We start from the raw sequence: 12,390 nt of genomic DNA on the forward strand, positions 1-12,390 counted from the left end.
ATGCCTTCTTTTATACCCTCTTATAAACTTTCATGCTGACTTGCGAAACTTAAATAACATAATCTTCTGAATTTAAAATTGTCGGTAAATAAAAAAGGAGGGATACTTCCTTTTTATCGGAAATATCCCTCCCCGGAATATTAGTTCGGTATGTCTCAACCATTTCAGATAAATGGTATCGTCTCGTCCTCCAGAACTCCTGATTCCACTATCTTCTTACATATCTCATGGGAAGCCCTGTTCCTCAGGTCATATCCGTAACCTTCACTTCCCATAATCTTAATCACTTCAACCATACTTCTGAATAAGGTCTGTTGCAGGGTCCTGTGGAATGTGGTAACTGCAATGGCGAACCTTTTCTCATTCCACCCATAGTCGTTCAGGGCATGTTCAAGTTCTTTTGCAGCCTTGAATTCCCTGCTGTTTTCCAATTCGTATCTTTCCATGATATTCATTATTGTTTATATATTATTCCTATTGCAATGATTTAGAATAAGCACCTTTCTTACATTCATCTATACGTGACTGACATTCCTCCATTACTTCCTTTAGAATCTCGGCACATCTTTTATCAGAACAGCCTTGCAGCAATCTGTCTATGTATGTCATAATATCATTCACTTCCATATCATATACCTGTCAAAGGGTTCAACAAAAAAGGGAGAAAGAATCGGTTTGCCATATTTTAGTTCTTTCTCCCTTGTGAGTTGTCTAACTCAAAAACCATCCGTAGTTCTCGTATCCTCACCGTTCAAGGCTTTCTGGATACCAACTGCAAAATCAGTGCAATTCTGATTTCTCTCCAGGAACTTGTCTATGTAGGATTGTTTGGCGGCGTCATTAAGAAGCTGCATCAGATTCCAGCATGAAATATTATCCCTGCCGCGTAACCCGAAATTAGGATTCTCTATGTAGCCTTTCGTAGCTGCATTGACATTGGAATCACCCAAGATTACCTTCGGCAGTTCTCTAAGTTGTGAAGCGGGTAAAGCTTGATACAATCTCAAACGCCCGATGATCTGACAGAACCGCTCTTGTGAAATCTTCGTTCTTCCCAGGTTTTCAAGTAATCTCAAATTTTGATCCGGTTTGAAATCCTGGAATAGTCTGAGTGCTGAACTGTATATATCTGCATCACTCATCACTTCCAGTCGTCCGGTCAAGCCATCATTTGTCAACATCATATTACTGCAAACCTTTACTCTCCATCCGATAAAGATCTTGAATTTCTCGGGGGATTTTCGGGCGTATAAGTTTTCCTCGTTCAGGCTTCTTACACCTCCGATACATAAATGGACTTCCTCTCCGTTCATCATTCTACTCATAGACTTGATGTGAAAACAGAAAGCCATTCTCTGATAATAAATCGTTTCATCTTCCGGTTTAAGCTCCTCTTTCTTTTTGGTCAATGCTCCCGGAACCCTACCTAAAATCTTATGTGATACTCTGATTTCTGTGTTTCCAAAGTTCTCACCAGTAAAATACATTCTTGCGGCATCTTCTACCTGGTGGATAAATTTCTGGTGGCTGATTGTTGGCCGGTTGTCTCCGAAGCTGGGATACAATACAATTCCTTTCAAGTTCTTCAAGTGTAATGCCCGAAGTGTTACTCTCAATAAAATTAGGATGTTCTTTCTGTTCTTCTTCCGATACGATTACAGCATCTTCGATATTAACTGCATCCATCATTCTTGTTACCATTCCGATTGTTCTTGGAATGACAGTAAGTTCATTAGTCATTGTTTCCATACTCTTGCTATTTTTTAGTCGGTTAATAAAATGCGGTGAAAAAACAAAAAGCCAAGAGGTGTCATTTCTTTGCTTTTATGAATATATCTCTTAGCTTCTTTATTCCTTTGAGTATTGAAGTTGCTACCTCCAATATTGTTATTATCACGTCCGCTTTCTTGTCATAATCCATTCACAGACGTTCTATCAGTTTTCAGTCGCAGCATCAACGGCCTTGACCTCACCCGTGGCAATCTTCTTTTTTCCGAATTTGCCACCATACTTTTCTGCAAGCTCAATTACTACGGAACCTGCCACGATAATTTCGGCCACATAAGCTGCGACCTTCAATCCTTCAATTAAATTTCCCATGTCTCTTAGTTTTAAATTGTTAGTAATTATGTTTCTATTCTCTATTTCTCTTATATACTTTTCTCATATATAAGGCTTTGAAGGGAAATCAAGGAAGGGGGAGAAGAAAAAAATGAAAAGCCGTCGTCACAGTTCCTCGCTCTGACTTGACTTTCCGCTATTCCGTTCGGTTTTGTATATAGAGACTAAAGCTGCTACAACTACTCCCGATTTCCTAGCCATCGAATTAAATTTCTAACCATTATCTGAAATTAGAGTTAACCCGGTAATTATTTATTTTCATTAATGCTTGAAGCTAACGCACTCTTCATTGCAGTGCTGAATAATGCTCCAAGCTTTTTATCATATATAAGGATTTGAGGGGATTGAAAATGGAGAAAGTATAGATTAGATAAGACTCTGTAAAAGCCTCTGATTCTCAATAAAAAGTATTATCTTTGCAGAAGGGAAGGACAGATGTTATGGTAAAAACAAAAGCAACGAAAGAAGAGACTTTAGCCAAATTTCAGGCAGCAAGAGAAAAAAAACGTGTTTGTCTCGCTAAATTGGAAAAATCAATGAAGGAGACCTATAAAAAACGTACCGGTAAGGAAGCAGATACTTTTTTTGCATTATGAAACAGCTTCTTTCACTGAAACACATTAACGAAAATTCTTCATATCCGGTAGAAACTGCTGGAGAAGATGGATTTTATCAGTTCTTTACGGATGAAGAAGTACATTATCCCGTAGGTTTTATGGAAGATGATATTTTACTGTCACGGAACTCATATCAATTGATTATAGCCAATATCAATAACCATAAGTCTCCCCGTGACCGTAAAGGACGCGATACCATTATTGCCATCGTTGATGAATTTTTCAGAAATAACAACTCAACATTGCTCTATATCTGCGAGACTGGTGACAGCAGGCAAAGTATGCGTAACCGGTTGTTTGAGTATTGGTTTTCCACTTATAATCGGAAGGCTCTGTTTACAATGATTTCATCTTCGATTGTTGATGAAGAAGGTGTCGTAAACTTTGCAACGATAATTCTCCGTAATGACAATCCTGATTTGACGGAGATTATAGCTGAATTTACAGAATCCATCCAACTGCTCAGTCAAAAACCTGAATGACAGGATAGGGAATGGAAGAGAATGGGTCTGCTTTTTGGTACTCTGAATCTTTTTGTTTACCTTTGTAGTAACCAATATATTAGACAATTATGAATAGCAACAATAAGAATCAGATAATCCGTTTTGACTGGGCTATGAAACGTCTGCTCAGGAACAAGGCGAACTTCAGTATCCTTGAAGGTCTGCTCACTACATTATTGGGTGAGAAAATTATTATCCAGAGACTCTTTGAGAGCGAGAGCAATCAGGAGGATGAGTATGACAAGTATAACCGTGTCGATATGCTTGCCGAGAACTCCAAGGGTGAACTGGTGTTGATAGAGGTGCAGAACAATAATGAATACGCCTACTTCCAGCGTATGTTGTTCGGTACTTCCAAGCTGGTGACCGAGTATATCAATAGGGGAGAAAGCTATGACAAGGTCTGTAAAGTCTATAGCGTTAATATTGTCTATTTCTCTCTGGGACATGGAACTGATTTTGTTTATCATGGAAAGACGGAATTCAGAGGTATCCACACCAATGATCTTCTAGAACTCACTCCATTCCAGAAGCAGGCATTCAAGGTGGATACGGTAAGCCAGTTATATCCCGAATACTATATCCTAAAGGTGAACGGTTTCAATCAGGTAGCGAAAAGTCCCCTGGAAGAATGGATCTACTATCTTAACACAGGAGAAATTCCTTCCACTGCTACAGCTCCCGGTCTTGAGGAGGCTCGTGAAAGGTTGAAACTGGATAGCATGACTAAGAATGAGCTTGCTGCCTATTACCGTCATCTGGATAATATTGTAATCCTTCGTGATAATATCAATACTGAACGTGAAGAAGGAAGAGCGGAAGGGATTGAAGAAGGAGAAAGAAAGAAGGCTATCAAAGTCGCCCGTTATCTAAAGTCATCAGGAACCGCAATGGAATTAATTATTGGAGCTACTGGATTGTCTAAAGAAGAGATTGAAAAACTATAATATAAACTTTTTACATCGTATTTAGGAGGAACTATACAATAGATTACGTATGGTTCCTCTTTTTGTTTATGAAACAAGTAATCTACACATAATAATAAAAGCATCAAGTCCCAATCTAATCAAGAAATAAGTTCATTTTTTATGGTATTTAACAGGAACTAGTTAAATGAATATAAAAACAGGGGGAGTAAAAGGGGGAGTATTTGATTTTACAAAATCAAATACCGCTGAAAATCAGCGGTATTCAAATTTAACTGTGGAGCTGAAGGCTCTTTAACCTATTATAATCACAGATGTTCATTATTTATCAAATTGCTATTGATTAATAGGTTAATACAATAGGTAATTAAAATGCGATTTCAAGGATGGTATTTGCATATATCAAAAATTGGGTGTAATTTTGGGTGTAAAAATCAAGCACACCCAAACATGAATATCAAACGAAATATCATTTTCTCTCCCGAATGTAGAAAGAAAGACGGTGTGACAATCGTTGAGAATGTCCCAATCCGTATGCGTGTCATCTTCGGTGGCAAACGCATAGACTTTTCTACTAGCTACCGTATTGATGTCGCCAAATGGGATGCTGACAAGCAGCGTGTAAAGAATGGATGTACGAACAAGCTGAAACAAAGCTCGGCAGAGATTAATGCGGATTTGCTCAATCTCTACAACATAGTACAAAATATATTCAAAGAGTTTGAGGTCGCTGAAACCATGCCGACTCCGGGGCAAATAAAATCAGCTTTCAGCGAGAGGACAAAAGCTCACACCTCTGAGGAAAAACCAACTGAAACCGTTGAAGCCAAACTCTCGTTTTGGGAGCTATATGATGAATTTGTCAAAGAAAACGGTCGATTGAACAACTGGACACACGCCACTCATCAAAAATTCAAGACTGTCAAAAATCATTTGACCGATTTTCAAACCAACAATAACGTTGAACTGTCTTTTGAATTTTTCTCGGAAAATGGGCTAAATGACTATGTTGACTTTTTGCGAGAGGTTGCGGATTTGAGAAACCTCACTGTCGGGAAGCAAATATCATTCCTGAAATGGTATCTGCGGTGGGCGGTCAAAAAAGGCTATCACTCCAATCTCGCTTTCGACTCTTTCAAACCAAAGATGAAGAACACGCAGAAGAAAGTAATATTCCTGACGACCGATGAATTGACAAGGATACGCACATTGTCAATACCTCAATCCAAACAGTATCTTGAGCGTGTGAGGGATATTTTTCTTTTCCTTTGTTTTAGTGCGCGGATATTCTCTACAAGGCAAGCGAGGTGTTCAGGCGGGCCATTGACGCAATTATTCATTTCGCAACGTACAGGCACAAGTCACTCTTTTCCCCCTCCGAAGCCGCCGACATCAAGAACGTGATGCAGACCTATGGAGAAACCACCGAGCAGCAGAAAGCAATAGGTGCATGGCTCTGTGACTATGCGGAGCATTTGCAACCATTTGACGAAATAAAACATCGCCATACACTCAATGAGGTTGGCGATGTTGCAGAAGGTCGGTATGATTGGAAGATTGAGAGAGGGCGAGGGTATGCGTTATGAACCAATTTTCGTAGTGTAGCGAATCGCAACAGCCTTAACGTTGGCTTCCGGATATTTGCTTTGGTAATATGCAGTGAGATCTTTGTATAACCATACACCCATAGTTTGATACATTCGGGAGTTAGCAGATATAAACACATCATATTGCATTATTGGGTCTTCCGTATCATCGTTTACAAAAACGAACTCTCCATATCCGGCAATCTTGCTTTCAGGCGGAAGTAGTTTATATGTTTCAGGGAATTCCATTGATTCCTTACTTTTCCTAATCAGAATGCCATGCCCAACGGTGTGCATATCGTCATCCAACAAGAACCATTTGTTCACATTGGAAATAGTAATATAATAACGCAATCCCCCAAATTTATATGTACCATCGGTTTTAAGGTCGTTCTCAATGTCCTCCTTTTTATCAGCGTCAATGGCATAGGCAAATTCCGGATTAATATACGAACAATGTTTTTCAAAATACCAATTCGGGATGAAATGAGGAGGCAAATTCTCAGAGTCCTTGTGTTCTTTCGATATAACTTCCAATAGCTCGTATTCAGTCCATGCCGGGTCTCCCATGCTATAATCCAGATAACTCGTTTTACTGATACGTATTAGGTATTCATATCCTTCTTCGTATTCAAACTTGGCAATATCGCCATGAGCTTCCCACTCGTTGGAGTTATCTTTTTTAACAGCATATACGTTAGCAAATATATTATTGCCACTCGATGTCAAAACACCGGGTAGTTTCACAGATGCTACCGTGAGCGTGTATTCGCTATAATCAGTTACTTTTTTCCCTTCTTCGTTATCGTCAGTGCAAGCACACATTAAAAGAGAGACAAGTAAGATGAATTGAAGCTTAAGAAAATGCGATTTCATATAGAGTATTGTATTTGTTATTCATAACTTCCTTCAAAATGATATACGAGCTGTTGGAATGGCTCATATTTTTTATTTCCTAACCATAGCTCTTTAGGAGACAGATTAAACATTATGCTATGATGAAAGTAATCGGCACTGCCGCCAAAACTTTGATCAAAAACGATTTTGACAGTTTCAGGAGCACCTAATCCTCCAAGGCAAATCACATTCTTAGGAAGCAATACAAAATGATACATTTGCTCATCCATTTGATAAAATTCGTAAGCAGCTTTGACTTGAACCGTGCCGATGTCACAAAGTCGGGATGCAATTTTTTCATCTGTAATAGAGAGTGCCATTAGAGACAAGTCCATGTTTACTGTCAAGGAATCCTTTGAGACCGCCTTGCACGCATTACCTTCTGATATTGTTTCCCCATGATAATAAGAGGCCCTCATTTCTCCATGATAAGTGCCTTTCAATTCAAAAAGTGCTTTTTGAATTTCAGAAGATGAAAACCTTGGCTCATCCTTATTGCAACTTGAAATGAACACCAGGGCAATGAACAGAATGATTGTGGTTATTTGCTTCATTCTTTCATTTTTTTCTCGTATGGCTCAATGGAGAGATTAATTTATATGCAGAAACGTGAGCCAACTATGCCACGTCTTAAGTGAAGGTCGTAGGAAACCATTTGAGCAGATGTAACAATAGCAGCCCACGCAATATACGTGAGAACCACTATGCTATCCTTGCTCAGTCGAAAATTTCCTACGTTTTCACTTACAAGATAAGCATAACGCTTCTGATTATCTATGTCTTGGATACGGGTTGCCCCATATTCAATTGCAAAATTACTAATTTATCTTTGATAATCCCTTATCTTTGAGTGATTTTATTTGTCTTTGAAGGTGTTTTTGAGTTTCACCGAAGGATTTGTGCCATAATGGACTTTTCTTGGGGGCATTAATGCACCATTATGAGATTGGAAGCGTTATACACTTATATAGAACGTAGATGAAATGAACGAGTTTGAAACACTGACTCATATTATCCCCAAGGTTGGGAGTGTTAGCCGGATATTCTCAAATATTGTGGCAGGAAGAGGTATATCCAAAGAAGATGTGAATATTCTTGTGGAGTTTAGAGACACCATACCTAATGGCACAACGATAGAGCACGAGACTATTTCTGCGATACTGAACTTACCTCACGAAAAATTCTCATTGATGCTCAATAGCCTATCATTTGGCTTGAAGAATGTTATCGGCACTTATAAAACATATCATATCTTGCTTGACGATATGAAGCTATCCCAGCTATGGGACTACGACCTTCAAAGCGTGGAATGTAGATTAGAAGAACAGCTATATAAACTCCGTAAAATAGACAAAGATCTGATAGAGACTTCCAACTCCTATGAGATGACACCGTTTAATGGTATGTCTCCAAGTGAAATATCGGTACTTGAACGAAGATATTACAGGCTCAAAGCTGAATATGACAAGGAAAAGGTTAGATTGGATGCCATCAACGAGGAACGAAAGACAATCATTAATATGACGTCAAATATCGGCAACGATATTTTTGAACGAATCAGCCTCAAATGTAATCAGCTTCTTGCCGTTGTTGAAAATTATGTTGACTCGGATTCTCAAAAGGAGCAGGACGCAAAGAAAGAAGAGCCGGAAGCGATTTCTTATTTCCCTTTAAGTCTCATCGCTAATATACATGAAGTTTGCAATGGGGAGCAGTTCGCTGAGACGGACAGCATTGATTTTTTCCACGCCATCAATTTACACTCAAATTTACACCCAATCCAAATCAACAATGGAGAGAAAGTCCGGGTGTGCTACCTTATCAGTTGTCTTGCTGATACCCTCGAATCGCCTCAGCGTGAACAGTGGCTTAATGGCATACTTGCGAACCTCGACATCAAAATGAGCTTCTACCGCTCGAAATACCGTCAGCCGATAAGCGACATGCCAAGCGAAAGCAACAAAACCTTTGCTGACGCACTTCGGGAAATCTTCGGCAAATAGTCGCTCCGCTTTAGCTCCGTACCTTATATATACGGCACTAAACCGAAGTAGTTGTGAGCCGATGTTGGTTAGGCTTTAAGGGAAAAGAACGAAAGGGAAAATAAAATTTCTTCCCTTCTTTTTCCCTTTTGTCTTTCTCAATTTGACCTTAGACCCACAAGAAAAAAGCAATACCCAATCTTACATTTATGGATGTAAAATTGGATGTTTCTTGTATAATACGCTGGTTATCAGCGTTAACTGTGGAGCTGGAGGGAATCGAACCCTCGTCCAAACGAGGAAATCATAAGCTTTCTACATGCTTATCTTTGCCTAAATTTTCGTGCAGCGGCAGAACCAAAGCCATCAACCGTTGCCTTATCCTCTAAAGTTTCATCCGCGCCACGAGGCTGGCACGAACTATCCCCGATTTGACTGCACCACTTTATCGGAATGCTTCGGAGCAACAGCTTCCGAGTGATGTCACGTCCCAGCACCTGGTGCCGGGATTAAGCTTCAATCTACTATACTTCGATTAAGCAGCGAGAGCGTAACGAGTTTCGCCAGATAAAATTTTGAGGACTGAGATTAAAGTGCAAATCAACGACGCACTGCATGCTTACCTACCATTTCTGCCCGCTGTCAAATCCAGTCAACCCCATGACTTTATAACGGTCTGAAATTTAAAAGATTACAGCATTGTTAGAAGTCTTTGGTAACAAACCAGTAACAAAAGGTACATTAATAAACACCTTATCGCTGCTTTCTTTGATGCAAAGATACATATTCTTTTGTTACCAACAATAATATATTTGCAAATATTAGCTGATACAGTTTATCTGAGATATGAATATATATCATACCCTCAGATATACCACATCCGGCAACAGCACAGATTTGCATATTATTAATAAAGCATACCCAATCACCAAGCTATATTTCTTTGCCCTTGTAGCAAAAAAACAGCAGCCTTGAGAAAGTTTCATCGCCCCAATAAACAGCTCGGGAACCGCCTCTAATTGCCTCTATGGATTTCGTAACATCCTCACTCCAAATCAGCCATAAGAAACCTCTCCCACCCCTTGACTCTCGCCCGATTTAGGCAGTTCTGTTTCTCTGTAACCATCTTATAGCCAATGCTAAAAACCGTTCAAAAATCGCCCCATTCGGTTTCTGTAGGTTCGCTATTCGTATAGATATTAAGAGGTATCTTTAGTTTTTCATATACTCATTGAAATATGCTCTACAACCTATTCTCGTGAAATTCGAGGTATTTTCTTTTGAGTTCCAACACCTTTTCTATAACTTTGCAGCGTTCTCCAAGTTTGGAGGGCAGACATATTAACGAAAAGGTGTTATTGAAATTATCTTCTACATTCAAACTTCGCAACTTTGATACTGGCACGAAGATGATAGCAATAGCACCACATCATTTGATATATACCTACCTGAAAAGGTCTGAATATTATCAAATTGGTGTGGGCTGTTGTTTTATCCATTCCAAAGGTAATGCGAAGACCTGAATGTAGGATAAAGCAAATAATAGTTCCCACACCTTTTTTATGCCTATATCTAAGGTGAAACCGCTTACTTCGGGTGGTCGGCTTATTTGAGTAGCTATGAATGTGTACTTTATTGATTCTGAGTCATTGAATGCTGAGCATTTTTCGATTTTTGTAGATATTTTGAAAATAGGTGAAATATATAGCCTTTCACCTTCTTCTGTTAAAGCGAATTTACTCATTGATTCTTGCGGGTTAGATTCTATTTTAAATGTAGCAAGAAATATATCATACAAATATGCAGTTTATAGATTTCTTGATAAGATAAAGCAATCTGTCTTTCATTATGAGGATTGTGTAGATACTTTTGTTGTTGATACTTTCATAAACAGCAAATACAACAATCCTATATGGAATATCCATAACTGCGAGGAGAAAAACGTACTGGTTTTAGATTCAGAGAGAAAAAATTATTTCAACATAAATGATTTCCCAAACTATGCTTTGAATATCTTAAGGAAATATGGTAAGGACGATAGATATAGACAACGTATCTGCTTTTATCGTTTTGACGAGTTTTTAAGAAAAAATGGTAATGTTTTTCTAAATAGAAGATGGTGTAATGCAGTATCTACGGATAAGAAAACTGGTCGAAGATACGATGCGGTTCTTGCATATATGCACCATAAATTTAAGGAACTTTCAGCTGAAATAAAAGGAGGTATGACTTTTATGCAATTCTTTCTCAGCAAGGAGAAATGTGAAGATTATGATAAAATGATAGAAGCAGAGGAAGAAAGAAGACAAGAAGAATATGAAAATATGAGAGCTCAAGAATGGGAAGAGGACTTTCGTCGTGAAATGGAATCAGAAATGAATTCTATGTTGGAACAAGGAGGGGATTGGATGTTAGATTAAAGAATCCATAAATGAATAGAAATAGCATTTAGATTAGTAAACTCAGTAATAAAATGAAAACATTAAGATTTATCGGAATGGCTTTGATAGCCGTAATTATGTGTGTGAACTTCGTAGCTTGTAGTGATGATGATGATGAAGAAACAAACGCTACAATTGAGGGTACTTGGAAATATACTTCAAGCTTTGATGAAGATATGCGTTCAGGCTCTTTCACTTTCAAAAGTAATGGCGGCTTAATTTGGTATCACGGAGAAGAATCTTCATCTAATTGTTCTTATACTCTGAACGGTAGCAACCTAAAAATCATACTGAATCAGGATGATTATATTGAAGGTACGATAGCTATTTCTAAAAATCAAGCTACTTATAAATATACTTGGCATGATTATGATGGAAAATGGGATGATGATTATGAATTTACTATGACTTTAGTAAAACAGTAGAGTAGAAGAAATCGTGAAAAGTCGTAATGGAGTGATACTCTGTTACGGCTTTATTTTAGCCGTACAATAAAAACGATAACCGATTATACAATCACACCCTTTGATAACAGAATTATTGCTAATTTTACGGCAGATAACAATCATATTTCAATCCAAGCATGATGAAATTCTTCCAAAGAAAAGCCCCGACAACGGCACTCACTCCCGCTGTGGAACTGCCCGACCTGAATATAAATATTGTAAAACGGTTTGCTTCATCAGACTGGAAACTCGGAGAGATTCATGGGCTGTCGCATTGGCAAAGGGTAGAGCGTAACGGAATCATATTGAGTTTGGAAAAACTAAATGGAACGTTCTGTATCCGTAAAGATATTAATATAACAGTCGTTCGCCTATTCGCCTATCTGCACGACAAATGCCGATTGGATGACGGATGGGATTTTGAACATGGAATCAGGGCTGCAAAGATGCTTCACTCCATTAGAAGGACGTTACTGAAAGAATTATCCGACAATGAATTCTCATTATTAGAAAAAGCATGTGAACTGCATACAACCGAACACAAGACGGGAGAGCCGACCATCGATACCTGTTTTGATGCGGACAGGCTGGACTTGAACCGTGTAGGGATAGAACCAAGTCCCAATAAGATGGCAACCGAGCAAGGAGCCTATTATGCCGAATATCCCCACAAATTAGAACAGATAAAGTCTTTACTGTTCTAAAGATATAAATCCTGAATAATGAAAGATATATTATCACTGCTGGGCACTTAGTCCCGGCTGATTTTCAGTTGTTTATAATTTAGTTTTTTGATATTTTTGTAATCACAATTGGTAAGTATCTCTCTTACAGGTGTTTTATCCAGTAGAGAAAAGCTCAAAATTTGTAG

General features: G+C 38.5%; 11 protein-coding genes, 1 other RNA gene and 3 pseudogenes. 9 read left to right on the top strand and 6 right to left on the bottom strand.

What is annotated here, in order from left to right:
• Positions 1–164: 164 nt before the first annotated feature.
• From E5355_RS18260 to E5355_RS19585, 3 genes and pseudogenes are all read right to left on the bottom strand, one after another.
• Entirely contained in the window at positions 165–446 is a 282-nt protein-coding gene (locus E5355_RS18260; RefSeq protein ID WP_136011463.1) for a hypothetical protein, read from the bottom strand.
• Positions 447–711: 265 nt separating this feature from the next.
• Positions 712–1,749, bottom strand: a pseudogene (locus E5355_RS18265) (DUF3871 family protein).
• Positions 1,750–1,935: 186 nt separating this feature from the next.
• The gene (locus E5355_RS19585) at positions 1,936–2,100 is read right to left on the bottom strand and encodes a hypothetical protein (RefSeq protein WP_168354385.1); all 165 of its coding nucleotides are present in this window, start codon (positions 2,098–2,100) and stop codon (positions 1,936–1,938) included.
• Positions 2,101–2,561: 461 nt separating this feature from the next.
• Between E5355_RS19585 and E5355_RS19590 the strand changes: the two genes are divergently transcribed.
• From E5355_RS19590 to E5355_RS20275, 5 genes and pseudogenes are all read left to right on the top strand, one after another.
• Positions 2,562–2,717 carry a hypothetical protein gene (locus tag E5355_RS19590; RefSeq protein ID WP_168354386.1) on the top strand — a complete coding sequence of 52 codons (156 nt, stop codon included), beginning with the start codon at positions 2,562–2,564 and terminating at the stop codon, positions 2,715–2,717.
• On the top strand, positions 2,714–3,220 hold the full coding sequence (locus E5355_RS18270) for a DUF6169 family protein (RefSeq protein WP_246866997.1): 507 nt from the start codon (positions 2,714–2,716) through the stop codon (positions 3,218–3,220). The genes E5355_RS19590 and E5355_RS18270 overlap by 4 nt, the downstream gene beginning before the upstream one ends.
• Before the next feature lie 89 nt (positions 3,221–3,309).
• Positions 3,310–4,188, top strand: a complete 879-nt coding sequence (locus tag E5355_RS18275) for an Rpn family recombination-promoting nuclease/putative transposase (protein ID WP_136011464.1) — start codon at positions 3,310–3,312, stop codon at positions 4,186–4,188.
• Between the two features lie 429 nt (positions 4,189–4,617).
• Positions 4,618–5,460 (top strand): annotated as a pseudogene (locus E5355_RS18280) (phage integrase SAM-like domain-containing protein); the annotation flags it as partial.
• Positions 5,448–5,753: pseudogene (locus E5355_RS20275) on the top strand (mobilization protein); the annotation flags it as partial. The pseudogenes E5355_RS18280 and E5355_RS20275, both read left to right, overlap by 13 nt.
• Here E5355_RS20275 and E5355_RS18285 read toward each other — a convergent pair.
• Together E5355_RS18285 and E5355_RS18290 are read right to left on the bottom strand one after the other, a co-directional pair.
• A complete protein-coding gene (locus E5355_RS18285; RefSeq protein ID WP_136011466.1) occupies positions 5,748–6,629 on the bottom strand; it encodes a DUF4377 domain-containing protein in 882 nt (293 codons plus the stop codon). The pseudogene E5355_RS20275 and the gene E5355_RS18285 sit on opposite strands and share 6 nt — an antisense overlap.
• A gap of 17 nt (positions 6,630–6,646) precedes the next feature.
• Complete coding sequence (locus E5355_RS18290; protein WP_136011467.1) at positions 6,647–7,204, bottom strand: DUF4840 domain-containing protein; 558 nt, start codon at positions 7,202–7,204, stop codon at positions 6,647–6,649.
• Between the two features lie 429 nt (positions 7,205–7,633).
• Between E5355_RS18290 and E5355_RS18300 the strand changes: the two genes are divergently transcribed.
• Positions 7,634–8,653 carry a hypothetical protein gene (locus tag E5355_RS18300; RefSeq protein ID WP_136011468.1) on the top strand — a complete coding sequence of 340 codons (1,020 nt, stop codon included), beginning with the start codon at positions 7,634–7,636 and terminating at the stop codon, positions 8,651–8,653.
• 240 nt (positions 8,654–8,893) lie between these two features.
• On the opposite strand, the gene ssrA is transcribed toward E5355_RS18300, so the two are convergent.
• Positions 8,894–9,292: a transfer-messenger RNA gene (ssrA, locus tag E5355_RS18305) on the bottom strand.
• A 959-nt stretch (positions 9,293–10,251) separates the two neighbouring features.
• Here ssrA and E5355_RS18310 point away from each other — a divergent pair.
• From E5355_RS18310 to E5355_RS18320, 3 genes are all read left to right on the top strand, one after another.
• Complete coding sequence (locus tag E5355_RS18310; protein ID WP_136011469.1) at positions 10,252–11,052, top strand: hypothetical protein; 801 nt, start codon at positions 10,252–10,254, stop codon at positions 11,050–11,052.
• A gap of 53 nt (positions 11,053–11,105) precedes the next feature.
• A complete protein-coding gene (locus E5355_RS18315) occupies positions 11,106–11,498 on the top strand; it encodes a hypothetical protein (protein ID WP_136011470.1) in 393 nt (130 codons plus the stop codon).
• 158 nt (positions 11,499–11,656) lie between these two features.
• A complete protein-coding gene (locus E5355_RS18320; RefSeq protein WP_246866998.1) occupies positions 11,657–12,223 on the top strand; it encodes a hypothetical protein in 567 nt (188 codons plus the stop codon).
• The last annotated feature ends 167 nt before the right edge of the window (positions 12,224–12,390 follow it).

Origin of the sequence: Bacteroides muris (ex Afrizal et al. 2022), assembly GCF_004793475.1 — a bacterium.
In the GTDB taxonomy this organism is placed as follows: Bacteria; Bacteroidota; Bacteroidia; order Bacteroidales; family Bacteroidaceae; genus Bacteroides; species Bacteroides muris.